We start from the raw sequence: 23559 nt of genomic DNA on the forward strand, positions 1-23559 counted from the left end.
CCACCGGCCTCACGATCGCGGCCATGGGTCTTCGGGTCACGCTGGTCGCGGCGGCACGCAGCTCCTCCCTGCTCGCCGAACGCTTCGACGACGACCGGCCGCTCGACGAGGCCGGCTGGTACGAGGTGCAGCTTGCCGCGCCCCGGCTGATCCCGCTCGGCGCGGCGGAGCTCCGCTACTGCTCCCCGACGCCCCGCAGCCGGGCCACGGGAACCGCGCTCGGCTACGCCCCGCTCGCCCAGCCGGCCCTGCGCGACTGCGACATGGGGCGCTGGCGCGGGCTCACGCTCGCCGAGGTCGCCGCGCTCGAACCGGCCGCCGTCGACGCCTGGCTGTCCGACCCGTGGAGCGCCCCGCACGGTGGAGAAACGCTTCTCTCGTTCATCACGCGGGTCGGGGGCTGGCTGGACACGCGGCCGGCCGAGGCCGACGAGATCGTGGCCGTCGCCGAACCCGCCGTCGTCCGTGCCGCGCTGGTGTACGCGCTGAAGGTGCCGCCCGCCACCTACTGGAACGTCGACGTCCGGCCCCTGTCCACGGTCACGCTCGCGGGGCGCCCGGGGCTGTGGCACCTCCAGCTGGCAGCAGCCGTGAGCTGACGCGGCCGTGAGCTGGAGCGGCCGTGCCGCCCGGCGGGCCGGGGCCCTGCCGCCCATGGGGCCCTGCCCCGGCGGTCACCGCGAGCCGTGACCCACGCCGGATCGTGGTCTCCGCCTCGGTGGCCACGTGCCCGCCCCGCCCCGCGTGTCCGGCCCCGCCGCCCCGTGTCCGCCGGGCCGTGGTCTCCGCTCCTGTGGCCCGCCCACCGCCCCGCGTCCGCCGCTCCCGGCGGTCCCCGTCCGCGCCGGGTCGCCTCCGTCGTGCCCGGGCGGCGGAGTGCGCGCACCGGGACCGGCTAGCCTGGGGGGCACGATGAACCGTTTGACCACGTCATGGGGCACCTTTCCGCTCACCCGCCACCCCGAGGACCCGCGCGATCAGCTGCGCGCCTGGGACGCGGCCGACGAGTACCTGCTGAACCATCTCGCCGAGACCGGCACCGACCTGTCCGGCACCGTCGCCGTCGTCGGCGACCGCTGGGGCGCCCTCGTCACCGCGCTCGCTGCCGCGGGGCCCGGCGAGCTGGTCCAGATCTCCGACTCGTACCTCGGCCGGACCGCCACCGGCGAGAATCTGGCGCGCTCGGGTGCGGACACCACCGCGGTGCGGCTGCTGACCACACAGGACCCGCCGCCGGAGCGGGTCGACGTGCTGCTCGTCCGGGTCCCCAAGAGTCTGGCGCTGCTGGAGGACCAGCTCCACCGGCTCGCGCCGGCGGTGCACGAGGGCACGGTGGTCGTCGGCACGGGCATGGTCAAGGAGATCCACACCTCGACGCTCGCGCTGTTCGAGCGGATCCTCGGGACCACCCGGACCTCGCTGGCGGTGAAGAAGGCGCGGCTCGTCCACACCACGCCCGAGGTGCGCGAGGCGGGCGCCAACCCCTGGCCGTACCGCTACGACCTGCCCGCCGACGCCCCCGCCGGGCTCGCCGGGCGGACGGTCGTCAACCACGCCGGGGTGTTCTGCGCCGACCGGCTCGACATCGGCACGCGCTTCTTCCTGCGGCACCTGCCGCGCGGGCTCGGCGGCTCCCGGGTGGTCGACCTGGGCTGCGGGAACGGCGTCGTCGGACTGGCCGTCGCGCTCGCCGAGCCGGAGACGGAGCTGCTCTTCACCGACGAGTCGTACCAGGCCGTCGCCTCCGCCGAGGAGAACTTCGCCGCGCACGCGGGCAACGCCGGGCGCAAGGCCCGGTTCCTCGTCGGGGACGGGCTCGCGGACCTCGCGCCCGGCTCGGTGGACCTCGTGCTCAGCAACCCGCCGTTCCACAGTCACCAGGCCACGACCGACCGCACCGCCCGCCGGATGTTCGCCGACGCCCGCCGGGCCCTGCGGCCCGGCGGGGAACTCCGGGTCGTCGGCAACCGGCACCTCGGCTACCACGCCACCCTGCGCCGGATCTTCGGCGGCTGCGAACTCGTCGCGAGCGACCCGAAGTTCGTGGTCCTGAGGGCCGTCAGGCGAGGGTGACCAGCTCGCGGTAGCCCTCGTTCCACAGGTCCTCCTCCGCGTCCGGCAGGATCAGCACCCGTTCCGGCCGCAGCGCGTCGATCGCGCCCTCGTCGTGCGTGACCATGACGATCGCGCCCGGGTACGTGCCCACGGCGGCCAGCACCTCGTCGCGCGAGGCCGGGTCCAGGTTGTTCGTGGGCTCGTCGAGCAGCAGCACGTTCGCCCCCGAGTGGACCAGGCCCGCCAGCGCGAGCCTGGTCTTCTCGCCGCCGGAGAGGACCCCGGCCGGCTTGTCGGCGTCGTCACCCCGGAACAGGAAGGCGCCGAGGACCCGGCGGACCTCGCCGTCCGCCAGGTGCGGGGCGGCGGCGGACAGGTTCTCCCGGACCGTACGAGTGGGGTCGAGCGTCTCGTGCTCCTGCGCGAAGTAGCCGAGGCGCAGCCCGTGCCCGTGCACGACCCGGCCGGAGTCCGGGGTCTCCTGGCCCGCGAGGAGGCGCAGCAGGGTCGTCTTGCCCGCGCCGTTGAGCCCGAGCACGACCAGTCGGCTGCCCCGGTCCACCGCGAGGTCGACCCCGTCCAGGACCCGTCGCCCGCCGCCGTACCCCTTGGTCAGGGAGATCGCGCCCAGCGGCGTACGGCCGCAGGGGGCGGGCTCCGGAAGCCGGATCCGGGCCACCTGCTCGGTGTGCCGGACCGCCTCCAGGCCGTCCAGGAGGCGGTCGGCGCGGCGCGCCATGCTGCGCGCCGTGACCGACGTGGCCGAGCGGGCCTTCATCTTGTCCGCCTGGGCGTGCAGGGCCGCCGCCTTGCGCTCGGCGTTGGCGCGTTCGCGGGTGCGGCGGCGCTCGTCGGCCTCCCGCTGGGTGAGGTAGGCGGCCCAGCCGGTGTTGTGGACGTCGATCGTCGCGCGCTGCGGATCGAGGTGGAAGACCCGGTTGACGGTCGCGGCGACCAGGTCGAGGTCGTGGCTGACGAGGACCAGGCCGCCCTGGTGCGCGGCGAGGTGTCCGCGCAGCCAGCCGACCGAGTCCGCGTCGAGGTGGTTGGTCGGCTCGTCGAGCAGCAGGGTGCCCTCGCGGCCGTGGCCGGCGAAGAGGATGCGGGCCAGCTCGACGCGCCGCTTCTGGCCGCCGGACAGGGTGCCGACGGGCCGTCCCGTCATCTCGGCGGGCAGCCCGAGACCGGCCGCGACCCGGGCGGCCTCGGCCTCCGCCGCGTAACCGCCACACGCCTCGAAGGCGGCCTCGGCGCGCGCGTAGGCGTCCATGGCCCTCGTGTCGGCGCGCTCGGCGAGCCGGTCGGCGGCTGCGCGCAGCCGGCGCACGGCCACGTCCATGCCGCGCGCCGACAGGATCCGGTCGGTGACGGACACCGACGGGTCGGCGGCGCGCGAGTCCTGCGCCAGGTGCGCGACCGGACCGGTGCGCCGCACGCTGCCGGCGGCCGGGGCGCGCAGCCCGGCCAGGGTGTGGAGGAGGGTGGTCTTCCCCGCGCCGTTGCGGCCGACGAGGCCGATGCGGTCGCCGGGCGCGATGTGGAAGGAGACCTCGGACAGCAGGAGACGGGCGCCGACGCGCACGTCGACACCACGGATGGTGATCATTGGATGACGCTCCGAACAGACTGAAGGACACACGGGTGGCGTGGAAGCGGGTCCTCAGCTAAGAGATTCGGGGCGTAGACATGACTCCGAGGGTACGGATAGCGCCCGGACGGCGCATCCGGATTTCCGCCGTCCGCCGTCCGTGGCGCCGTCGTCCGTGGCGTGCGGTCCGTACAGCCCGCCGTTCACCGCCGGCCGCTGGCCGCCGTTCACCGCCGGCCGGGGCCGCCGACCGGGTATCCCGCGCGTCCGCGCGTCCGGGCGAATGCGGCCGTGGCCTCTTCGGCCACTGCCAACCCCAAGGGCTTTGCATAAAACTGCGGGCGCACGTATAGTCATGCCATCCATGAGGAGGGTTTCCATGACGGTACGAGCAGCAGTCGCGGGCGCGAGCGGATACGCGGGCGGAGAGCTCCTGCGCCTCCTCCTGGCCCACCCCCACGTCGAGATCGGCGCACTGACCGGCCACTCCAACGCCGGACAGCGGCTCGGCGGCCTCCAGCCGCACCTGCTGCCGCTCGCCGACCGCGTCCTGGTGGAGACCACCGCCGAGGCCCTCGCGGGCCACGACGTGGTGTTCCTCGCCCTCCCGCACGGGCAGTCCGCCGCCGTCGCCGAGCAGCTCGGCCCGGACACCCTCGTCGTCGACATGGGCGCCGACTTCCGTCTCGAGGACCCGGCCGACTGGGAGGCCTTCTACGGCTCCCCGCACGCCGGCACCTGGCCGTACGGCCTTCCCGAACTGCCGGGTGCCCGCGCCGCGCTGGAGGGGTCCAAGCGCATCGCGGTGCCCGGTTGCTACCCCACCGCCGTCTCGCTCGCGCTGTTCCCCGCGTACGCGAACGGGCTCGCCGAGGCCGAGGCCGTGATCGTCGCCGCCTCCGGCACCTCCGGCGCCGGCAAGGCCGCCAAGCCGCATCTGCTCGGCAGCGAGGTCATGGGCAACATGTCGCCGTACGGCGTCGGCGGCGGGCACCGGCACACCCCCGAGATGGTCCAGAACCTCAGCGCGGCGGCGGGCGAGCGGGTCACCGTCTCCTTCACGCCCACCCTCGCGCCGATGCCCCGCGGCATCCTCGCCACCTGCTCGGCCGCCGCCCGGCCGGGCGTGACCGGCGAGACGCTGCGCGCCGCGTACGAGAAGGCCTTCGCGGACGAGCCCTTCGTCCATCTGCTCCCCGAGGGGCAGTGGCCGTCCACGGCCGCCGTCCACGCCTCCAACGCCGTCTCGATCCAGGTCGCCCACGACCCCGTCGCGAACCGGATCATCGCGATCAGCGCCATCGACAACCTCACCAAGGGCACCGCCGGCGCGGCGGTGCAGAGCATGAACATCGCCCTCGGGCTCCCCGAGGAGACCGGACTTTCCACGATTGGAGTCGCTCCGTGAGCGTCACCGCAGCGAAGGGATTCACGGCCGCGGGCATCGCGGCCGGGATCAAGGAGAACGGCAACCCGGACCTGGCCCTCGTGGTCAACACCGGGCCGCGCCGCGCCGCCGCGGGAGTCTTCACCTCCAACCGCGTCAAGGCCGCGCCGGTCCTGTGGTCCCAGCAGGTCCTGGCCGACGGCGAGCTGACCGCCGTCGTCCTCAACTCGGGCGGCGCCAACGCCTGCACCGGCCCCCAGGGCTTCCAGGACACCCACGCCACCGCCGAGAAGGTCGCCGAGGTCCTGGGCATCGGGGCCGGCGAGGTCGCCGTGGCCTCCACCGGCCTCATCGGCGTCCTGCTCCCCATGGACAAGCTGCTGCCCGGCGTCGACAAGGCCGCGGGCGAGCTCTCCGAGCACGGCGGCGAGAAGGCGGCCATCGCCATCAAGACCACCGACACCGTGCACAAGACCGCCGTCGCCGGCCGGGACGGCTGGACCGTCGGCGGCATGGCCAAGGGCGCGGGCATGCTCGCCCCCGGCCTCGCCACCATGCTGGTCGTCCTCACCACCGACGCCGACGTCGACGCCAAGGGGCTCGACGCCGCCCTCCGGCAGAGCACCCGGGTCACCTTCGACCGGGTCGACTCCGACGGCTGCATGTCGACCAACGACACCGTGCTGCTGCTCGCCTCCGGCGCCTCCGGCGTCACCCCGGCCCAGGACGAGTTCACCCAGGCCGTCCAGGACGTGTGCGCCGACCTCGCCCGTCAGCTCATCGGCGACGCCGAGGGCGCCAGCAAGGACATCCGGATCGAGGTGATCAACGCGGCCACCGAGGACGACGCCGTCGAGGTCGGCCGGTCCATCGCCCGCAACAACCTGCTCAAGTGCGCCATCCACGGCGAGGACCCCAACTGGGGCCGGGTGCTCTCGGCGATCGGCACCACACGGGCCGCCTTCGAGCCCGACCGGCTCAACGTCGCCATCAACGGCGTGTGGGTGTGCAAGAACGGCTCCGTCGGCGAGGACCGCGAGCTCGTCGACATGCGCTACCGGGAGGTCGTCGTCACCGCCGACCTCGCCGCCGGCTCCGAGTCCGCCGTCATCTGGGCCAACGACCTCACCGCCGACTACGTCCACGAGAACAGCGCGTACTCCTCATGAGCGACTCGACGGGCCCGACCCGGAAGCACACCGCGCTGCCCAAGGCGCAGATCCTCATCGAGGCGCTGCCCTGGCTCACCCGCCACCACGGCAAGACCGTCGTCATCAAGTTCGGCGGCAACGCCATGATCGACGACGACCTCAAGGCCGCCTTCGCCCAGGACGTCGTCTTCCTGCGCCACGCCGGCCTCAAGCCGGTCGTCGTGCACGGCGGCGGCCCGCAGATCAGCGCCGCCCTCGACCAGGCCGGCCTGGTCAGCGAGTTCAAGGCGGGCCTGCGGGTCACCACCCCCGAGGCGATGGACGTCGTACGGATGGTCCTCGCCGGCCAGGTCCAGCGCGAGCTCGTCGGGCTGCTCAACCAGCACGGCCCGCTCGCCGTCGGCCTCACCGGCGAGGACGCCCACACCATCACCGCGACCAAGCACCAGCCGGTCATCGAGGGCGAACAGATCGACATCGGCCGGGTCGGCGAGATCACCGCCATCGAAACCGGCGCCATCCAGGCACTCCTCGACGACGGCCGGATCCCCGTCGTCTCCTCCATCGCCCGCTCCCAGGACGACGCGCATGTCTACAACGTCAATGCTGATACGGCGGCTGCGGCACTCGCTGCTGCGCTGGGCGCCGAGACCCTGATGGTCCTGACCGACGTCGAGGGCCTCTACGAGGACTGGCCGCACAGCGACGAGGTCATCAGCCGGCTCACCGCGAGCGAGCTGGAGAAGCTGCTGCCCGAACTCTCCAGCGGCATGGTCCCCAAGATGGAGGGCTGCCTGCACGCCGTCCGCAACGGGGTCACCACGGCCCGCGTGATCGACGGCCGGGTCCAGCACTCGATCCTGCTGGAGATCTTCACCGACGAGGGCATCGGCACCATGGTCGTGCCCGACGAATGCAACGCCCAGGGGGAGAAGTGACCGCCAACCAGGACCTGACCCAGCGGTGGCAGGGCTCGCTCATGGACAACTACGGCACCCCGCGGCTGCCGCTCGTCCGCGGTGAGGGCGCCAAGGTCTGGGACGCCGACGGCACGGAGTACCTCGACTTCGTCGGCGGCATCGCGGTCAACGCCCTCGGCCACGCCCACCCGGCGATCGTCGAGGCCGTGTCGGCGCAGATCGCGTCCCTCGGCCACGTCTCCAACCTCTTCGTCGCCGAACCGCCCGTCGCCCTCGCCGAGCGGCTGCTGCAGCTCTTCGGCCGGCCCGGCAAGGTCTTCTTCTGCAACTCCGGCGCCGAGGCCAACGAGGGCGCCTTCAAGCTCGGCCGGCTCACCGGCCGCGGGCACATGGTCGCCACCCAGGGCGGCTTCCACGGCCGGACCATGGGCTCCCTCGCGCTGACCGGCCAGCCCGGCAAGCAGACCCCGTTCCTGCCGCTGCCCGGCGACGTCACACACGTGCCGTACGGCGACGTCGAGGCGCTGCGGGCCGCCGTGACCGAGGAGACGGCCCTCGTCGTCATCGAGCCGCTGCAGGGCGAGAACGGCGTCGTCGTCCCGCCGGCCGGCTACCTCCAGGCCGCCCGCCGGATCACCCGCGCCACCGGCACCCTCCTCGTCCTCGACGAGGTGCAGACCGGCATCGGCCGGTGCGGCACCTGGTTCGAGCACCAGGCCCACGACGGAGTCGACCCCGACATCGTCACGCTCGCCAAGGGCCTGGGCGGCGGCCTCCCGCTGGGCGCGACCGTCGCCTTCGGCCCGGCCGCGGAGCTCTTCGAGCCCGGTCACCACGGCACCACCTTCGGCGGGAACCCGGTCGCCTGCGCCGCCGGGCTCGCCGTTCTCGACACCCTCGGCGCCGACGCCGTCCTCGACGAGGTCAAGCGGCTCGGCGAGAAGCTGCGCGACGGAATCGAGGGTCTGGGCCACCCGTTGGTCTCCCACGTCCGTGGCTCGGGCCTCCTGCTGGGTATCGTGCTCACCGAGTCCCTCGCGCCGCAGGTGCAGCAGGCGGCTCAGGACGCCGGACTCCTGGTGAACGCGCCCGCCCCCGATGTCGTACGGCTCATGCCGCCGCTGATCATCGGAGACGCGGAGGTGGACGCCTTCCTCCGGGCCCTGCCCGGCGTCCTCGAGGTGGCCGACGGGGAAGGACGAAGCGGAGAATGAAGCGACGATGACCGACGCGCAGGGAACCGAGAGCTGGGGAGCCGCCCAGCCGGAGTCCGGGGGACCGTCCGTTCCGCAGACCCGCACCGCACGCCACCGCAGGATCGTCGACATCCTCAACCGGCAGCCCGTCCGATCGCAGAGCCAGCTGGCCAAGCTACTCGCCGACGACGGACTGAGCGTCACCCAGGCGACGCTCTCCCGGGACCTCGACGAACTCGGCGCGGTGAAGATCCGCAACACGGGCGGCGAGCTGATCTACGCCGTGCCCAGCGAGGGCGGCTTCCGTACCCCGCAGGCCCCGCTCGGCGAGTCGGCCAAGGAGGAGCGCATGCGGCGCCTCTCCGGCGAACTGCTGATCTCCGCCGAGGCCTCGGCCAACCTGGTGGTGCTCCGCACCCCGCCGGGCGCCGCCCAGTTCCTCGCGTCGGCCATCGACCAGGCCGAACTCCACGCGATCCTCGGCACGATCGCGGGCGACGACACCCTGCTGCTCATCTCCCGCGACCCGGCCGGCGGCCAGGCCCTCGCGGACCATCTGCTGCGGCTCGCCCAGAAGGAACGCTGAGCGTCGGCAGCGGGTGACCGCCGTCGGCCCGCCCCGCGCGCCGACGGCGATGCACGGCCCCGGCGGGCCGGATCCGCCCGGCCGGGCGCCGGCTCACCGGATCAGGAAGCGGGCGGGGGTGCCCGGCGGGCGGACCCGGGGGTTCCCCAGGCCGAGGGCCCGGCGGACCTGGCCGCGCAGCACCGGATCGGGGTCCTCGAGCAGCCGCCGGGCCGTCTCGCCGTACGGCTCCCCGCCGCGCTCGCTCAGCAGCCGCAGGGCCCGGATCCGGGTGTGCGCCGGGCGGTCGGGGCCCGTGCGGCGCACCAGTTCCCGGTCCGGCAGGCGGTCGGTCCACGGGAGCAGGGTGCGGGCCGCCTCCCGTACGACGCCGGGAGCCGGGTCGTCGAGCAGCGCGAGCAGCCGGGCGAGGTCCCCGGTGCCGAGGACGCGCAGGCCCGCGACGGCCGACGAGCGCACCAGGGGACGCTCGTGCCCGGTCAGCTCCCAGAGCACCGGCAGGTCCACCGTCCGCTCCCCGCACTCCGCGAGCCCGAGCGGAGCGCGGTCCGGCACGGTCGCCGGATCGGCGCACGCCGCCCGGTAGAGGGCTGCCGGATCCCGGCCGTCCTGCCGCAGCGCCCAGCGGGCGCACGCCCGGACCAGCCCCGAGCGGTCGTGGAGGAACGGCTCGGCCTCGGCGGTCCGGCCGGCCTTGCGCAGCGCGGTGACCCCGGCCGAGCGCACGCCGCCACAGCGGGCGGCGAGCAGCAGCGGCAGCGTCTCGTCGGGGACGCCCGCGGCGAGGGCGGCGGTGGCCGCCCTGTCCCGTACGACACGGTCGTCGTCGTACGCGGCGAGGCGGGCCAGCTCCGCCGGCCCCAGCAGCCCCCGCTCGATCGCGAGGTCGAGGGCGAGCCGCCGGGTGGGCCGGTCCCGGTTGAGGAGCAGCCCGGTGACGGTGGCCGGCGGTGCGGTGCGCAGGGTGTCCCGGAGGAGTGCGGCGGCCGTGCCGCCGCGCAGCCGGGCCCCGAGCCGGAGGGCGACCGGTGCGGTGACGGCGAGGGTGCCGGGGTCGGCGCCGGGCAGGGCGCCGGCGAGGACGGCCTGGGCCGCCTCGCGGACCGGCGCCGCCCAGTCGGCCGTGCGGATCGCGACCAGGGGGAGGACGGCGGGACGCCCGGCGGCGTGGGGGAGCGCGGCGGCGCGGATCAGGCCGCTGGGGTCGCACAGGGCGAGGGCGAGCTGCGCCTCGCTGGGCGCCGGCGCGCCCAGGGCGGCGCGGAGGGCGGAGGGCAGGCCGCCGGTCGGGAGCCGGCGAGGGGCGGGGCGCCCGACCTCGCCCGTACGGATGCCGCGGCGGATGCGTGCGTCCAGCTCCAGCCACGCCTGCGGCCGCCAGACCTCCAGCACCCGCGCGAGCGGGCGCCCGCGCGCGAGCCCCCGCAGTGCCGCGTCCAGCGGTGTCTCCTCGCTCGTCATGCACGGAGCCTAGGGGCCGCGCACCGGTTCTCGCCTGCGGTTTTCCCGCGGAAGGGGAGTCCCTCACCAGTCGCGTTGACAAAACATACGGAGGACTGCATAGTTATACCCATCAGTGGTTGCAAGGTAAGGAGAACCCCGTGACCGAGCGCGTCGTACTCGCCTACTCGGGCGGCCTGGACACCTCCGTCGCCATCGGCTGGATCGCCGAGGAGACGGGTGCCGAGGTCATCGCCGTCGCCGTGGACGTCGGCCAGGGCGGCGAGGACCTGGACGTCATCCGCAAGCGCGCGCTCGCCTGCGGTGCGGTCGAGGCGGAGGTCGCGGACGCCAGGGACGAGTTCGCCGACGAGTACTGCCTCCCGGCGATCAAGGCCAACGCCCTCTACATGGACCGCTACCCGCTGGTCTCGGCCCTTTCCCGGCCGGCCATCGTGAAGCACCTCGTGGCGGCCGCCAAGAAGCACGACGCCTCGATCGTGGCCCACGGCTGCACCGGCAAGGGCAACGACCAGGTGCGTTTCGAGGCCGGCATCCAGGCCCTCGGCCCGGACCTGAAGTGCATCGCCCCGGTCCGTGACTACGCGATGACCCGCGACAAGGCCATCGCGTTCGCCGAGAAGGCGAACCTGCCGATCGCGACCACCAAGAAGTCCCCGTACTCCATCGACCAGAACGTCTTCGGCCGGGCGATCGAGACCGGCTTCCTCGAGGACATCTGGAACGCCCCTATCGAGGACATCTACGAGTACACCGAGAACCCGGCGGTCGCCCGCGAGGCCGACGAGGTCGTCATCTCCTTCAAGGAGGGCGTCCCGGTCGCCATCGACGGCAGGCCCGTCACCGTGCTCCAGGCGATCCAGCAGCTCAACGAGCGGGCCGGCGCCCAGGGCATCGGCCGGATCGACATGGTCGAGGACCGTCTCGTCGGCATCAAGTCCCGCGAGGTGTACGAGGCTCCCGGCGCGATCGCCCTGATCACCGCCCACCAGGAGCTGGAGAACGTCACCGTCGAGCGCGAGCTGGCCCGCTACAAGCGGCAGGTCGAGCAGCGCTGGGGCGAGCTCGTCTACGACGGCATGTGGTTCTCCCCGCTCAAGCGCGCCCTGGACGGCTTCATCGACGAGGCCAACCAGCACGTCACGGGCGACATCCGGATGACCCTGCACGGCGGCCGCGCCGTGGTCACCGGCCGGAAGTCCGCCGAGGCGCTGTACGACTTCAACCTGGCCACCTACGACACCGGCGACACGTTCGATCAGTCCAAGGCGCAGGGCTTCATCGACATCTTCGCCCTTTCGGCGAAGATCGCCGCGAAGCGCGACCTGGGCTGACCCCCGCACGTTGTACAAGCCGCCTCCCTGTTCCGTACGCCGACGCTGTACGCGGCAGGGAGGCGGCCGCACATCCCGACACTGTCCTGAGGAGCACAGCAGTGAGCAGCAACAACGGTGACGTCCGGCTCTGGGGCGGCCGGTTCGCCGACGGCCCCGCCGAGGCCCTGGCGAAGCTGTCCGCGTCGGTCCACTTCGACTGGCGCCTGGCGCCGTACGACATCGCCGGCTCCCGTGCCCACGCGCGCGTGCTGCACAAGGCCGGGCTCCTCACCGAGGACGAGCTGACCCGCATGCTCGGCGGTCTCGACCGGCTGGAGGCGGACGTCGCCGACGGCTCGTTCGTCGGCACCATCGCCGACGAGGACGTCCACACCGCCCTGGAGCGGGGTCTCCTGGAGCGCCTCGGCGCCGAGCTCGGCGGCAAGCTGCGGGCCGGCCGGTCCCGTAACGACCAGGTCGCCACGCTCTTCCGGATGTACCTGCGGGACCACGCCCGGATCATCGGCGGACTGATCGCCGACCTCCAGGACGCCCTGGTCGGTCTGGCCGAGGCGCACCCGGACGTCGCCATGCCCGGCCGGACGCACCTCCAGCACGCCCAGCCGGTGCTCTTCGCCCACCATGTGCTCGCCCACGCGCAGTCCCTGTCCCGGGACGCCGAGAGGCTGCGCCAGTGGGACACCCGGACCGCGGTCTCCCCCTACGGCTCCGGCGCCCTCGCGGGCTCCTCGCTCGGGCTCGACCCGGAGGCGGTGGCCAAGGACCTCGGCTTCGAGCGGGGTTCGGCCGGCAACTCGATCGACGGCACGGCCTCGCGCGACTTCGTCGCCGAGTTCGCGTTCATCACGGCGATGATCGGGGTGAACCTCTCCCGGATCGCGGAGGAGATCATCATCTGGAACACGAAGGAGTTCTCCTTCGTGACCCTGCACGACGCCTTCTCCACCGGCTCGTCGATCATGCCGCAGAAGAAGAACCCCGACATCGCCGAGCTGGCCCGGGGCAAGTCCGGCCGCCTCATCGGCAACCTGTCCGGTCTCATGGCGACGCTGAAGGCGCTGCCGCTGGCCTACAACCGGGACCTCCAGGAGGACAAGGAGCCGGTCTTCGACTCCTGCGACCAGCTGGAGGTCCTGCTCCCCGCCTTCACCGGCATGATGGCGACCCTCACGGTCAACCGGGAGCGGATGGAGGAGCTCGCTCCGGCCGGCTTCTCCCTCGCGACCGACATCGCCGAGTGGCTGGTCAGGCAGGGCGTGCCGTTCCGGGTGGCGCACGAGGTCGCCGGCGAGTGCGTCAAGGTCGCCGAGGCGGAGGGCAAGGAGCTCGACGAGCTGACGGACGAGCAGTTCGCGAAGATCTCCGAGCACCTCACCCCCGAGGTCCGTACGGTGCTCAACGTGCCCGGTGCCCTCGCCTCCCGCGACGGCCGGGGCGGCACCGCGCCGTCGGCGGTCGCCGTCCAGCTGGTCGAGGTCAAGGCGGACCTGGTGATCCAGCGCGCCTGGGCCACCGCCAAGAACTGAACCCCGCTCCTACAGCGCCGCCGCCCAGTCCGCGAGCGCGTCGAAGTCCGGCCGGAGGAGTCCGAGCCGGGGGTCGACGTGCAGCAGCAGGGCGGCGGCGCTGTGGTTCCGCTTCACGTGGGCGCGGTCGTGCGACGTGATGTCGTCGTCGACCCAGGCGAACGGCCGTCCCTGCGCGTACTCCAGGACGTACGCGGTCTTCCAGAACGTCCCGTGCGGGGCGGCCCCGTGCATTTCCGGCCAATCGACGAACGGCAGCTCGGGCAGCCCCAGCCGCGGACCGATCCAGTCGTTGGCCTCGTCCTTCCAGGTGGTCGCCCAGACCAGCTCGTACGCTTCGGCGAGCGCGCGCAGCTCCTCCCCGTGCCCGGGGTTCAGCCAGACCCGCAGCGGCCGGGTCTCCGTCCAGCCGCTCGGGCGCATCCGATGGGTCGTGTACCCCGCGGGCCGGCGCTCGGGCTGCGCCGCGTACGGGTTCAGCGGTCCGTCCACGTCGATCAGCAGCAGCGGCTTCGTCATGTCCACAGCATCCCTGCCCACCCGCCGATGAGGCATCGAAATTTCGGATGAGACATTCATGTCTCATCCGGTGTACTGTCGTCTCATGTCCGTCGACCGCACCCAGGTGCTCCACGCCGCCGCTGCCCTGCTCACCCGCAAGGCGACCGCCACGATGGACGAGGTCGCCCGCGCCGCCGGGATCGGGCGCGCCACGCTGCACCGGCACTTCGCCGGGCGGGACGCGCTGGTGCGGGCGCTGGAGCAGCTGTGCATCGAGGAGACGGAGGCCGCGCTCGACGCGGCGCGTCTCGACGAGGGGCCCGCCGACGAGGCCGTACGCCGCCTGATCGGCGCATGTGAGCCCGTCGCGCCCCTGCTCGCCTTCCTCTACACCGAGAACCAGCTCTTCGAGGGCGAGCAGCAGAACGCCGGCTGGACCCGCCTCGACGACCGGCTCGCCGCGCTCTTCCGGCGCGGACAGGAGCAGGGCGCCTTCCGGATCGACCTCACCCCGGCCTGGCTCTGTGAGGCCTTCTACGGCCTGCTCGGCTCGGGCGCCTGGGCGGTCGCCGACGGGCGTGTCGCCGCCAACGACATCCAATACATGATCGCCGAGCTGCTGCTCGGCGGAGCGCGCAGGAGCGTGGAGAAGTGATCACCGAAACCGTCCGGCACGAGAGCCATATCGGGGGCGTGCGCCGTTCCGGCCGGTGGCTCGCCCTCGCCGTGCTCGTCCTGGCCGTGCTGCTCGTGGCGGTCGACGCCACGGTACTCGGGCTGGCGACGCCCTTCCTCTCCGAGGACCTGAAGCCGTCCGGCACCCAGCTGCTGTGGATCGGCGACGTCTACTCCTTCGTCATCGCCGGTCTGCTGGTCTCCATGGGCAGCCTCGGCGACCGCATCGGCCGCAAGAAGCTGCTGCTCACCGGAGCCGTCGCGTTCGGCGCCGTCTCCGTGCTCAACGCCTACGCGACCAGCCCCGAGATGATGATCGTGGCCCGCGCCCTGCTGGGTGTCGCCGGCGCCACCCTCATGCCGTCCACGCTCGCCCTGATCCGCAACCTGTTCCACGACCCGCGCGAGCGCAGCCTCGCCATCGGCATCTGGGGCGCCATGGCCTCGGCCGGTGCCGCCGTGGGCCCGGTGGTCGGCGGATTCCTGCTGGAGCACTTCTGGTGGGGCTCGGTCTTCCTCATCAACCTGCCCGTCATGGGCGTCCTGGTCCTCGTCGGCGTGAAGCTGATCCCCGAGTCGAAGAACCCGCACCCGGGCCCGTGGGACGTGCCCAGCGTCGGTCTCTCCCTCGTCGGCATGATCGGCGTCGTCTACGCCGTCAAGGAACTCGCCGCCGAGGGCCCCACCTTCGGCGTCGCCCTGGCCGCCGCCGCCGGCATCGGCGGGCTGGCCGGGTTCGTGCGCCGGCAGCTGACCCTGCCGACGCCGCTCCTGGACATGCGGCTGTTCCGCAACCGCGGCTTCTCGGCCGCCGTCACCGCCGACCTGCTGACCATCCTCGGCCTGTCCGGCCTGGTGTTCTTCCTGTCCCAGTTCTTCCAACTGGTGCAGGGACGCCAGCCGCTGGAGGCGGGACTGGCCGAACTGCCCGCCGCCGTCGGCGCGGTGACGGCCGGTCTGGTCGCCGGCAGCGTCGCCCGGCGCTTCAGCGTGCGCTCCGTCGTCGCGGGCGGCCTCGGTGCCATCGGTCTGGCCCTCGCGGCGCTGACCGCCATCGGGCAGTCGACCGGCTACCCGCTGCTCGGCGTGAGCCTTCTCGTCGTCGGTGTCGGTGCGGGCTTCGCCTTCACGGTCACCGCCGACGTGATCCTCTCGACCGTGCCCAAGGAGCAGGCCGGTGCCGCCTCCGCGGTCTCCGAGACGGCCTACGAGCTGGGCGCGGCCCTCGGCATCGCGCTCCTCGGCTCCGTCGTCACCGGCGTCTACCGGGGCTTCGCCGCCCCGGCCGGCATCCCGGCCGACACCGCCGCCGCGGCGCACGACTCGCTGGGCGGCGCGGTCGAGGCCTCCGCGGGCCTCGCCCCGGCCCAGGCCGACGCCCTGGTCGGCGCCGCCCAGGACGCCTTCGTCGACGGCCTGCGCCTCGCGTCGGGCGCCGGCGCGGCGGTCCTGCTCGTGACCGCGGTCGCGGCCTGGTTCCTCCTGAAGGGCCAGAAGCTGGCCGACGGCGTCGAGCACTGACGCGTCCGGACAGGGCAGAGGGCGCCCCCCGGTCCCGGGGAGCGCCCTCCTGTGCGCCGGGGTGCGGTGCTACGCCGCTTCCTTCGCCTTGGTCGCGTACATGTCCACGTACTCCTGGCCCGAGAGGCGCATGACCTCCGCCATCACCGAGTCCGTCACCGCCCGCAGGACGTAGCGGTCGCGGTCCATGCCGTCGTAGCGGGAGAACTCCATCGGCTCGCCGAAGCGGACCGTCACCCGGCCCGGGCGCGGGAAGCCCGCGCCGCCCGGCTGCAGCTTGTCGGTGCCGATCATCGCGAACGGCACCACCGGCGCGCCCGTCATCAGGGTCAGCCGCGCGATGCCGGTGCGGCCGCGGTAGAGGCGTCCGTCGGGGGAGCGGGTGCCCTCGGGGTAGATCGAGAAGATCTTGCCCTCCTCCAGGACCCGGCGCCCCGTCATCAGCGCGGCCACGCCGCCCCGGCCGCCGTCGCGGTCCACCGGGATCATGCCGACGCTGGTGAAGAACCAGGCCATCAGGCGCCCCTTGAGGCCGGTGCCCTTCACGTACTCGTCCTTGCCGATGAAGAAGACCTGACGGTCCAGGCAGATCGGCATGATCATCGAGTCGATGAAGGTCAGGTGGTTGCCCGCGAGGATCACCGGCCCGGTGCCGGGGACGTTCTCCGCGCCCTCGACGCGGGGACGGAACATGAGGCGCAGGACCGGGCCCAGGGTGGCCTTCATGATCGCGAGACGGGACAACGGTTCCTCCGGTGTCGGGTGAGCGGCTCGTGCGAGCCGACACGTGCAGACCGCGACGATACTCGCGGGTCACGCCGTGTCGCACATCGGGTTCACGGAGTGGATACGCGGTGTTGACGTGTGTTTCCGCCATGTTCCGCCCAGGTCTGCCGCCTGTAGGGGCTCTTTGCCTAGCGTCGGGAGGGCAGTTGACAGGTGCGGGACATCACACCGAAGGAGTCCTCATGACACAGCCCGAGCGCCGGACCCCGGCCCGGCGCGCCGTCCTCGGAGCCGCCGGAGCGGCCGTCCTGGGCGGCTCGACCGTCCTCGCGGGCGGCACCGCGCAGGCCGTGCGGTCGGCCGTCGCCGCCGACGCCGGCCACGACGCCCGGCGCAAGGGCCACGGGTACCGCTCGCTGCCCGTTCCCACCGTCATCGCCCACCGCGGTGCCAGCGGCTACCGCCCCGAGCACACCCTCGGCTCGTACCAGCTCGCCCTCGACATGGGTGCGCACGTCGTCGAGCAGGACCTCGTGCCCACGAAGGACGGGCACCTCGTGTGCCGCCACGAGAACGAGATCGGTGGTACCACCGACGTCGCCGACCACCCCGAGTTCGCCTCCCGCAGGACGACGAAGACCGTCGACGGGGTCGCCCTCACCGGCTGGTTCACCGAGGACTTCACGCTCGCCGAGCTGAAGACCCTCCGCGCCAAGGAGCGCATCCCGGCCACCCGACAGGAGAACACCCTCTACGACGGCCGCTGGGACGTCCCCACCTTCGAGGAGGTGCTGCGCTGGGCCGAGCAGGAGGGCCGCCGCCGCGGTCGCGAGGTGTGGCTGCACGTCGAGACCAAGCACCCCACCTACTTCCGCTCCCTCGGCCTGGCCCTGGAGGAGCGCCTCGCCCGCCTGCTCCGCCGCCACGGCCGGCACCGCGCCGACTCCCCGGTCTTCCTCCAGTCCTTCGAGCCCGGCAGCATCCAGCGCCTGGCCCGCCTCGTCGACTCCCCGCGGGTCGTGCTGCTGTCGGCCGCGAACACCCGCCCCTGGGACTTCGTGCAGTCCGGCGACCCGCGCACGGTCGCCGACCTGGTCACGCCGGAGGGCCTGCGCTGGATCGCCTCCTACGCGCAGGGCATCGGCCCCACCATCGACCTGATCCTGCCCCGGGACGCGAGCGGCCGGCTCGGCGCCGAGACCACCCTGGTGCGCGACGCGCACGCCGATGACCTGATCCTCCACCCGTACACCCAGCGCAACGAGAACACCTTCCTGCCCGCCGAGTACCGCCGGGGCACCGACCCGGTCGCGTACGGGGACGCCTTCGGCGCGCTGCAGCGGTTCTTCGCGACGGGAATCGACGGCATCTTCTCCGACAACGCCGACACGGCACTGCTCGCGGCGGCGGACTTCACCGCCCGCTGACCACCCGCGCGGCCCGGCCCCTACCCCCGACCGGGTGGTTTGCGGCCGGGCCCGCAACCGCCGGCGGCCCGCCCCGCATCGTCGCGGGCATGACCTCCCGCGAAACGCTCCTCGCCACCCTCACGCCGCTGCTCGCCGCCGAGTCCCGCGCCGAGGCGGCGGGCGCCGGCATCGAGGCCGCCGACCTCGAACAGGCCGTCTGGCTGCGCCTCCTGGAGCGTCTCCAGGAGGACGGCGCCCCCGAACACCCCGCGGACTGGCTGCGCCGCGCCGTCCGCGCGGAGGCCCGCCGGGCGCGCCGGGCCTCGGCCCGCGAACGCCCGTACCACGGCGAGCCGGCCCAGGACGCGCACCGCTCGCCCGAGAGCTCCGCGCTCGTCTCCGAACGCCGCCGCACCCTGCGCGCCGCCGTCCGCCGCACCCCCGGCCACTGCCCCCGGCTGCTGACCGCGATGCTCCATCCCGCGGACCCCACCTACCGTGAGATCGCGGGAGCGTTGGGTATCTCACAGGGCAGTCTGGGGCCGATGCGTTCCCGTTGCCTGGGCTGCCTGCGCAGAATGCTGGCTGCGGAGGTTCCCGCCCTCGACGCCGGGGGAAGGGTGCCGTAGACCGACGGCGGACCAGGTGAGCGGGAGGCATGCGCACATGGGCATGAGCGTGACCATCTCAGCGGCGGACACGGCGCAGGACGCGGAGCACATCCTCAAGCTGCAGTTCCTCTGCTATCAGCGTGAGGCGGAGATCTACCAGGACTGGTCCATCGAGCCGCTCACCCAGTCGCTCGACGCCCTGCGTGCCGAACTCGCCGAGGGCCAGGGCTTCGTCGCCCGCCTCGGCGACGAGATCGTCGCCTCCGTACGCGGCCGGCTCGACGAGGACGGCACCGTGAGGATCGCCAAGCTCATCGTGCACCCGCGGATGCGGCGGCACGGCCTCGGCGGCCGGCTGCTCGACGCCATCGAGGCCCACTTCGCGAGGGAGCCGGCGCCCGCCGCCAAGCGCTTCCAGCTCTTCACCGGACACCGCAGCGAGGGCAATCTGCGGCTCTACCGCAGCAAGGGCTACGAGCAGGTCTCCACCCGCGAGATCGGCCCCACCCTCACCCTGGTCACGCTGGAGAAGGCGGCCTGAGCGGGCCGGGCCCGCCCAGGCGGACCGTCAGGACGCCAGGGCGCGGGACGTCCGCAGCCACCAGATGCCGGTCAGCGGCAGCAGCACCGGGATGAAGACGTAGCCGTAGCCGTAGTCCGACCAGACCGTCGCGTCCGGGAAGGCCGAGGGCTCGACCAGCGTCCACGTCCCGACGGTCAGTACGCCCGCGAGCTCGGCGGCGCAGCACACCAGCGCCGCCCTGCGGGCCGTCTCGCCGCCGCGGACCAGCGTGTACGTGATGAAGGCGTAGACGACGGCCGCCACCGCCGACAGGCCGTACGCGAGCGGGGCACGGTCGAACTCGGTCGCGATCTGGTAGACGGAGCGGGACACCGCGCCCACGGACATGACGCCGTACAGCCAGACGAGCAGCAGGCCCGGGCCCTTCACCAGGCGGCCGGTCCGGGCACCCTCGGTCTCGGTCGTCGTCATGGTCAGCCCACCGTCCAGATGTCGTAGAGACGCACTTCCAGCACCGCGAGCACGACCGCGCCGGCCGCCACCGTCGCCGAACCCCACCTGCTGCGCTCGGTCAGCGACATGAGGCCGGCCGCGGGCACCGCGCACAGCGCGCCCAGCAGATAGGCGACGAAGATCGTCGTGCCCTCCTCGGCGTTCCCGCCGCGCGCGAGCTGCACGATGCCGACCACCAGCTGGACCAGCGCGAGGACGGTCACCACGGCCATGCCGATGAAGTGCCAGTCCTTGGTGGACTGATTCCGGGTGAAGGCGAAGCCGCACCAGGCGGCGAGGGCGAGCGCGGCCACCGAAACCGCGACCGTCAGGGCGTCAAGCATGCGCCCGAGGGTATTACGGGCCGAATGGCCCGATGCGCGCGGCCCCTCTCCGGGCGCCCGGTCGCGCGAGGGAGCCGGGGCGGTCGGCGCGGTCGGCGACGGGCCGGAGGGCGCGGTGGGTGACGGCGGCGGGTGACGAGGGCGGGCGACGACGCCGGCGCCGGGCGCGCCGGCGCCGGTGGGCGACGGCCGGCAGCGCCGGGCGGGTCCGGCCTTCCCCGCTCGCGGCCGCGAAGCCGGGGCCGGTGCCCGCCCGCCCTGTCCTCCCCGTGGACGTCCCCGCCCGATCGCCCGCTGCCGGTGCGGCGCGCGGAGACCGGGCCTGCCGGCCGTGGCCTTGACCACACGCCGCCGCCGGGCCGATCCCGTCACCGCCCGGCCCGTACGCGATCACCGCCGGGTCCGGCCCAGGCCACACGCGGGGGAACGGTGCCCGTCGCGGGGCCCCGAGCCGTACCCCGCCCCGCCCCGCACTGTCCGCATGGCGTCTCATCCATGTCCGCTATTCGGACAGCCGCCTTTCGTTCGCACGTTTGCATGCTTTACTTGCAGCCATGACCACGACGAGCAGCCGCACCCTTGCGACCGAGGCGATCCCGACGCCCGGTGCTCGTTGTATGTGTCGAATGTGCGCCAACTGAGGGCCCCCGCCGAGCTCGCGCCCCGAAGCGAGCCCCGACGGCCGGGCCGGTCCGCCCGCCACCGCGGCGCCGGACCGTGCCCCGCCCCGCGCACGCGCCGCCTCCCGGCCCACCGCCGCGACCGGCCGCCACGCGCCTGACTTCCGAATGACGAATGCCGTGCACGGCGGAACCATGCGCCGCGCACTCGACAGTGACGGAAACCCTGTGATCACCACTACGGGCCTGACCAAGGTCTACGAGTCGCGAGGCCGCCAGGTCACCGCTCTGGACGGCGTCGATCTCCACGTCCGCGAAGGCGAGGTCTTCGGCGTGATCGGCCAGAGCGGCGCCGGCAAGTCCTCGCTCATCCGCTGCGTCAACCTCCTGGAGCGCCCCACCTCCGGCACCGTCACCGTCGACGGCGTCGACCTCACCGCCCTCGCCGGCAGGAGCCGCCGGGCCGGCAAGGACCTGCGCCGCGCGCGCAGCCGCATCGGCATGGTCTTCCAGCACTTCAACCTGCTGTCCTCGCGCACCGTCCAGGACAACATCGAGCTCCCCCTGGAGATCCTCGGCGTCTCCGGCGCCGAGCGCTCGCGCCGCGCCCTGGACCTCCTCGACCTCGTCGGCCTCGCCGACAAGGCCAGGTCCTACCCGGGCCAGCTCTCCGGCGGCCAGAAGCAGCGCGTCGGCATCGCCCGCGCCCTCGCCGGCGAGCCCAGGGTCCTGCTCTCCGACGAGGCCACCAGCGCCCTCGACCCGGAGACCACCCGCTCCATCCTCCAGCTGCTGCGCGACCTCAACCAGCAGCTCGGCCTGACCGTCCTGCTCATCACCCACGAGATGGACGTCGTCAAGACCATCTGCGACTCGGCCGCCCTCATGGAGAAGGGCCGCGTCGTCGAGTCCGGCACCGTCGGCGAACTGCTCGCCACCCCCGGCTCCCAGCTGGCCGCCGAGCTCTTCCCGGTCAGCGGCACCGCCACCGCCCCCGACCGCACGGTCGTGGACGTCACGTTCCACGGCGAGACCGCCACCCAGCCGGTGATCTCGCAGCTCTCCCGTACGTACAACATCGACATCTCGATCCTCGGCGCCGCCATGGACACCGTCGGCGGACGCCAGATCGGCCGCATGCGGATCGAACTCCCCGGCCGCTACGAGGAGAACGTCGTCCCCGTCGGCTTCCTGCGCGAGCAGGGCCTCCAGGTCGAGATCGTCGAAGCGCAGGACCCGCACGTGCCCGCCCAGGCGTCGGTGCTGGTGAAGGAAGGTGCCCAGTGACCTGGTCCGAGATGCAGCCGCTGCTTGAGCAGGGCACCGTCGACACCCTCTACATGGTCCTGTGGGCCACCGTCGTCACCATCCTCGGCGGCCTCCCGCTCGGCATCCTCCTCGTCCTCACCGACAAGGGCGGACTGCTGCAGAACCGCCCGGTGAACAAGGTCGTCGGCGCGATCGTGAACGTGGGCCGCTCGCTGCCCTTCATCATCCTGCTGATCGCCCTGATCCCCTTCACCACCTTCGTCGTCGGCACCTTCATCGGTCCGACCGCGATGATCGTGCCGCTCGCCATCGGCGCCATCCCGTTCTTCGCCCGGCTCGTCGAGACCGCCGTGCGCGAGGTCGACCACGGGCTCGTCGAGGCGGTCCAGGCCATGGGCGGCGGCGTCCCGACCATCGTCCGCAAGGTCCTGCTCCCGCAGGCCCTGCCGTCCCTCGTCTCCGCCGTCACCACCACGGTGATCGTGCTCATCGGCTACTCCGCGATGGCGGGCGCGGTCGGCGGCGAAGGCCTCGGATCCAAGGCCGTCACCTACGGATACCAGCGCTTCGACACCACCTTCATGCTGGTCACCGTGGTCGTCCTGATCGCGATCGTGACCGTCGTCCAGCTCCTCGGCGACGTCATCGTCCGCCTCCTCGCCCGCCGCGGCCGCACCGCGTAACGGCACGTCACCCCCCCGACTTCGCAACCCGAAGAAGAGCCCGGACTTGTCGTCCAGGGCGAAATCACCGCTCCACCGGAAAGAGGCACTCTTCGTGCGCAAGAACACCAAGCTCACCGCGGGCATCGTCGCCACCTCCGCCCTCGCCCTCGGCCTCACGGCCTGCGGCACCTCCTCCGACCCGTCCTCCGCCAAGGACGCGGCCGGCTCCGCCGACAAGCCGCTCGTCGTCGCCGCGTCCCCGACGCCGCACGCCGACATCCTCAACTTCGTCAAGGACAAGCTCGCCGCGAAGGAGGGCCTGAAGCTGGAGGTGAAGGAGTTCACGGACTACGTCCTGCCGAACACCGCCACCGAGACCGGCCAGGTCGACGCGAACTTCTTCCAGCACAAGCCGTACCTCGACGACTTCAACAAGAAGAACAACACCCACATCGTCCCGGTGGTCGACGTCCACCTGGAGCCGCTCGGCCTCTACTCCAAGAAGGCCGCGTCGCTGAAGGACATCAAGGCCGGCCAGACCATCGCTGTGCCCAACGACACCACCAACGAGGGCCGGGCCCTCCATCTGCTCGCCGACAACGGGCTCATCACCCTGAAGGCGGGCGTCGGCACCGACGCCAAGCTCTCCGACATCACCGACAAGAAGGGCCTGGAGTTCAAGGAGCTGGAGGCCGCCACCGTGCCCCGCGCCCTGAACGACGTCGACGCCGCCGTGGTCAACGGCAACTACGCCATCGAGGCCAAGCTGCAGCCCGCCAAGGACTCCCTCGCGCTGGAGAAGGCCGAGGGCAACCCCTACGCCAACTTCCTCGCCGTCAAGCAGGGCAACGAGAAGGACGTCCGCGTGCAGAAGCTCGTGAAGCTCCTCAACTCGCCCGAGGTGAAGCAGTACATCGAGGACACCTACAAGGGCTCGGTCGTCCCGGCCTTCGGCACCCCCGCCAAGTAGCCCTCGCGGCAACGTCCGCACCCAGA

The 23559-nt window shown here is 72.9% G+C and carries 23 protein-coding genes; 17 read left to right on the plus strand and 6 right to left on the minus strand.

Annotation, left to right across the window (positions count from 1 at the left end; all coding sequences use genetic code 11):
- Nucleotides 1-23 precede the first annotated feature (23 nt).
- Complete coding sequence (locus ACGF1Z_RS27850; protein WP_393008622.1) at nucleotides 24-599, plus strand: histidine phosphatase family protein; 576 nt, start codon at nucleotides 24-26, stop codon at nucleotides 597-599.
- Between the two features lie 313 nt (nucleotides 600-912).
- Nucleotides 913-2073, plus strand: coding sequence for a methyltransferase (locus ACGF1Z_RS27855; protein WP_393008624.1), 1161 nt, complete (start codon nucleotides 913-915; stop codon nucleotides 2071-2073).
- Here ACGF1Z_RS27855 and ACGF1Z_RS27860 read toward each other — a convergent pair.
- On the minus strand, nucleotides 2060-3661 hold the full coding sequence (locus ACGF1Z_RS27860) for an ABC-F family ATP-binding cassette domain-containing protein (protein ID WP_393008626.1): 1602 nt from the start codon (nucleotides 3659-3661) through the stop codon (nucleotides 2060-2062). The genes ACGF1Z_RS27855 and ACGF1Z_RS27860 overlap by 14 nt on opposite strands.
- 361 nt (nucleotides 3662-4022) lie before the next feature.
- On the opposite strand from ACGF1Z_RS27860, the gene argC reads away from it, so the two are divergent.
- The 5 genes from argC to ACGF1Z_RS27885 are packed head-to-tail and all read left to right on the plus strand — an operon-like array spanning nucleotide 4023 to nucleotide 8883.
- Nucleotides 4023-5051, plus strand: a complete 1029-nt coding sequence (gene argC / locus ACGF1Z_RS27865; protein WP_393008628.1) for an N-acetyl-gamma-glutamyl-phosphate reductase — start codon at nucleotides 4023-4025, stop codon at nucleotides 5049-5051.
- The gene (gene argJ / locus ACGF1Z_RS27870; RefSeq protein WP_393008630.1) at nucleotides 5048-6199 is read left to right on the plus strand and encodes a bifunctional glutamate N-acetyltransferase/amino-acid acetyltransferase ArgJ; all 1152 of its coding nucleotides are present in this window, start codon (nucleotides 5048-5050) and stop codon (nucleotides 6197-6199) included. Before argC ends, argJ begins: the two co-directional genes overlap by 4 nt.
- The gene (argB, locus tag ACGF1Z_RS27875) at nucleotides 6196-7119 is read left to right on the plus strand and encodes an acetylglutamate kinase (RefSeq protein WP_393008632.1); all 924 of its coding nucleotides are present in this window, start codon (nucleotides 6196-6198) and stop codon (nucleotides 7117-7119) included. Before argJ ends, argB begins: the two co-directional genes overlap by 4 nt.
- The gene (locus ACGF1Z_RS27880) at nucleotides 7095-8315 is read left to right on the plus strand and encodes an acetylornithine transaminase (protein ID WP_393008634.1); all 1221 of its coding nucleotides are present in this window, start codon (nucleotides 7095-7097) and stop codon (nucleotides 8313-8315) included. The genes argB and ACGF1Z_RS27880 overlap by 25 nt, the downstream gene beginning before the upstream one ends.
- Before the next feature lie 7 nt (nucleotides 8316-8322).
- Nucleotides 8323-8883: an arginine repressor gene (locus ACGF1Z_RS27885; RefSeq protein WP_376637762.1), complete on the plus strand. Its 561-nt coding sequence runs from the start codon at nucleotides 8323-8325 to the stop codon at nucleotides 8881-8883.
- A gap of 93 nt (nucleotides 8884-8976) precedes the next feature.
- Here the strand turns inward: ACGF1Z_RS27885 and ACGF1Z_RS27890 are convergent, their stop codons facing one another.
- Nucleotides 8977-10344, minus strand: a complete 1368-nt coding sequence (locus ACGF1Z_RS27890) for a hypothetical protein (RefSeq protein ID WP_393008636.1) — start codon at nucleotides 10342-10344, stop codon at nucleotides 8977-8979.
- A 140-nt stretch (nucleotides 10345-10484) separates the two neighbouring features.
- On the opposite strand from ACGF1Z_RS27890, the gene ACGF1Z_RS27895 reads away from it, so the two are divergent.
- Both ACGF1Z_RS27895 and argH read left to right on the plus strand, forming a co-directional pair.
- Nucleotides 10485-11678 (plus strand): argininosuccinate synthase, encoded by a 1194-nt coding sequence (locus ACGF1Z_RS27895; RefSeq protein WP_393008638.1) that lies wholly within the window; start codon nucleotides 10485-10487, stop codon nucleotides 11676-11678.
- Between the two features lie 101 nt (nucleotides 11679-11779).
- Complete coding sequence (argH, locus tag ACGF1Z_RS27900; RefSeq protein WP_393008640.1) at nucleotides 11780-13207, plus strand: argininosuccinate lyase; 1428 nt, start codon at nucleotides 11780-11782, stop codon at nucleotides 13205-13207.
- 9 nt (nucleotides 13208-13216) lie between these two features.
- On the opposite strand, the gene ACGF1Z_RS27905 is transcribed toward argH, so the two are convergent.
- Nucleotides 13217-13726 carry an HAD domain-containing protein gene (locus ACGF1Z_RS27905; RefSeq protein WP_393008642.1) on the minus strand — a complete coding sequence of 170 codons (510 nt, stop codon included), beginning with the start codon at nucleotides 13724-13726 and terminating at the stop codon, nucleotides 13217-13219.
- An 85-nt stretch (nucleotides 13727-13811) separates the two neighbouring features.
- Here ACGF1Z_RS27905 and ACGF1Z_RS27910 point away from each other — a divergent pair, with 85 nt between their 5' ends.
- Nucleotides 13812-14363: a TetR/AcrR family transcriptional regulator gene (locus ACGF1Z_RS27910; RefSeq protein ID WP_393008644.1), complete on the plus strand. Its 552-nt coding sequence runs from the start codon at nucleotides 13812-13814 to the stop codon at nucleotides 14361-14363.
- On the plus strand, nucleotides 14363-15904 hold the full coding sequence (locus ACGF1Z_RS27915; RefSeq protein WP_393008937.1) for an MFS transporter: 1542 nt from the start codon (nucleotides 14363-14365) through the stop codon (nucleotides 15902-15904). The genes ACGF1Z_RS27910 and ACGF1Z_RS27915 overlap by 1 nt, the downstream gene beginning before the upstream one ends.
- 69 nt (nucleotides 15905-15973) lie before the next feature.
- Here the strand turns inward: ACGF1Z_RS27915 and ACGF1Z_RS27920 are convergent, their stop codons facing one another.
- A complete protein-coding gene (locus ACGF1Z_RS27920; protein WP_393008646.1) occupies nucleotides 15974-16648 on the minus strand; it encodes a lysophospholipid acyltransferase family protein in 675 nt (224 codons plus the stop codon).
- Nucleotides 16649-16872: 224 nt separating this feature from the next.
- Between ACGF1Z_RS27920 and ACGF1Z_RS27925 the strand changes: the two genes are divergently transcribed.
- The 3 genes from ACGF1Z_RS27925 (at nucleotide 16873) to ACGF1Z_RS27935 (ending at nucleotide 19191) form a co-directional block, all read left to right on the plus strand.
- Nucleotides 16873-18057, plus strand: a complete 1185-nt coding sequence (locus ACGF1Z_RS27925) for a glycerophosphodiester phosphodiesterase (RefSeq protein ID WP_393008648.1) — start codon at nucleotides 16873-16875, stop codon at nucleotides 18055-18057.
- An 89-nt stretch (nucleotides 18058-18146) separates the two neighbouring features.
- On the plus strand, nucleotides 18147-18668 hold the full coding sequence (locus ACGF1Z_RS27930; RefSeq protein ID WP_393008650.1) for a sigma-70 family RNA polymerase sigma factor: 522 nt from the start codon (nucleotides 18147-18149) through the stop codon (nucleotides 18666-18668).
- 37 nt (nucleotides 18669-18705) lie between these two features.
- On the plus strand, nucleotides 18706-19191 hold the full coding sequence (locus ACGF1Z_RS27935) for a GNAT family N-acetyltransferase (RefSeq protein ID WP_393008652.1): 486 nt from the start codon (nucleotides 18706-18708) through the stop codon (nucleotides 19189-19191).
- Between the two features lie 27 nt (nucleotides 19192-19218).
- On the opposite strand, the gene ACGF1Z_RS27940 is transcribed toward ACGF1Z_RS27935, so the two are convergent.
- On the minus strand, nucleotides 19219-19644 hold the full coding sequence (locus tag ACGF1Z_RS27940; RefSeq protein ID WP_393008654.1) for a hypothetical protein: 426 nt from the start codon (nucleotides 19642-19644) through the stop codon (nucleotides 19219-19221).
- 2 nt (nucleotides 19645-19646) lie between these two features.
- Entirely contained in the window at nucleotides 19647-20009 is a 363-nt protein-coding gene (locus ACGF1Z_RS27945; protein ID WP_393008656.1) for a hypothetical protein, read from the minus strand.
- Between the two features lie 848 nt (nucleotides 20010-20857).
- On the opposite strand from ACGF1Z_RS27945, the gene ACGF1Z_RS27950 reads away from it, so the two are divergent.
- The 3 genes from ACGF1Z_RS27950 (at nucleotide 20858) to ACGF1Z_RS27960 (ending at nucleotide 23533) form a co-directional block, all read left to right on the plus strand.
- Nucleotides 20858-21916 carry a methionine ABC transporter ATP-binding protein gene (locus tag ACGF1Z_RS27950; RefSeq protein WP_393008658.1) on the plus strand — a complete coding sequence of 353 codons (1059 nt, stop codon included), beginning with the start codon at nucleotides 20858-20860 and terminating at the stop codon, nucleotides 21914-21916.
- Entirely contained in the window at nucleotides 21913-22581 is a 669-nt protein-coding gene (locus ACGF1Z_RS27955) for a methionine ABC transporter permease (protein ID WP_393008660.1), read from the plus strand. The genes ACGF1Z_RS27950 and ACGF1Z_RS27955 overlap by 4 nt, the downstream gene beginning before the upstream one ends.
- A gap of 94 nt (nucleotides 22582-22675) precedes the next feature.
- Nucleotides 22676-23533: a MetQ/NlpA family ABC transporter substrate-binding protein gene (locus tag ACGF1Z_RS27960; protein WP_393008662.1), complete on the plus strand. Its 858-nt coding sequence runs from the start codon at nucleotides 22676-22678 to the stop codon at nucleotides 23531-23533.
- The last annotated feature ends 26 nt before the right edge of the window (nucleotides 23534-23559 follow it).

This window comes from Streptomyces sp. NPDC048018, assembly GCF_043202995.1.
GTDB lineage: Bacteria > Actinomycetota > Actinomycetes > Streptomycetales > Streptomycetaceae > Streptomyces.

Coding starts and splice junctions, on each gene's coding strand:
- ACGF1Z_RS27885 (WP_376637762.1), top strand. CDS start 8,323: ATGACCGACGCGCAGGGAACCGAGAGCTGGGGAGCCGCCCAGCCGGAG.
- ACGF1Z_RS27910 (WP_393008644.1), top strand. CDS start 13,812: ATGTCCGTCGACCGCACCCAGGTGCTCCACGCCGCCGCTGCCCTGCTC.
- ACGF1Z_RS27860 (WP_393008626.1), bottom strand. CDS start 3,661: ATGATCACCATCCGTGGTGTCGACGTGCGCGTCGGCGCCCGTCTCCTG.
- ACGF1Z_RS27935 (WP_393008652.1), top strand. CDS start 18,706: ATGGGCATGAGCGTGACCATCTCAGCGGCGGACACGGCGCAGGACGCG.
- ACGF1Z_RS27855 (WP_393008624.1), top strand. CDS start 913: ATGAACCGTTTGACCACGTCATGGGGCACCTTTCCGCTCACCCGCCAC.
- ACGF1Z_RS27850 (WP_393008622.1), top strand. CDS start 24: ATGGGTCTTCGGGTCACGCTGGTCGCGGCGGCACGCAGCTCCTCCCTG.
- ACGF1Z_RS27945 (WP_393008656.1), bottom strand. CDS start 20,009: ATGCTTGACGCCCTGACGGTCGCGGTTTCGGTGGCCGCGCTCGCCCTC.
- ACGF1Z_RS27880 (WP_393008634.1), top strand. CDS start 7,095: ATGCAACGCCCAGGGGGAGAAGTGACCGCCAACCAGGACCTGACCCAG.
- ACGF1Z_RS27940 (WP_393008654.1), bottom strand. CDS start 19,644: ATGACGACGACCGAGACCGAGGGTGCCCGGACCGGCCGCCTGGTGAAG.
- ACGF1Z_RS27925 (WP_393008648.1), top strand. CDS start 16,873: ATGACACAGCCCGAGCGCCGGACCCCGGCCCGGCGCGCCGTCCTCGGA.
- ACGF1Z_RS27905 (WP_393008642.1), bottom strand. CDS start 13,726: ATGACGAAGCCGCTGCTGCTGATCGACGTGGACGGACCGCTGAACCCG.
- argC (WP_393008628.1), top strand. CDS start 4,023: ATGACGGTACGAGCAGCAGTCGCGGGCGCGAGCGGATACGCGGGCGGA.
- argB (WP_393008632.1), top strand. CDS start 6,196: ATGAGCGACTCGACGGGCCCGACCCGGAAGCACACCGCGCTGCCCAAG.
- ACGF1Z_RS27890 (WP_393008636.1), bottom strand. CDS start 10,344: ATGACGAGCGAGGAGACACCGCTGGACGCGGCACTGCGGGGGCTCGCG.
- ACGF1Z_RS27930 (WP_393008650.1), top strand. CDS start 18,147: ATGACCTCCCGCGAAACGCTCCTCGCCACCCTCACGCCGCTGCTCGCC.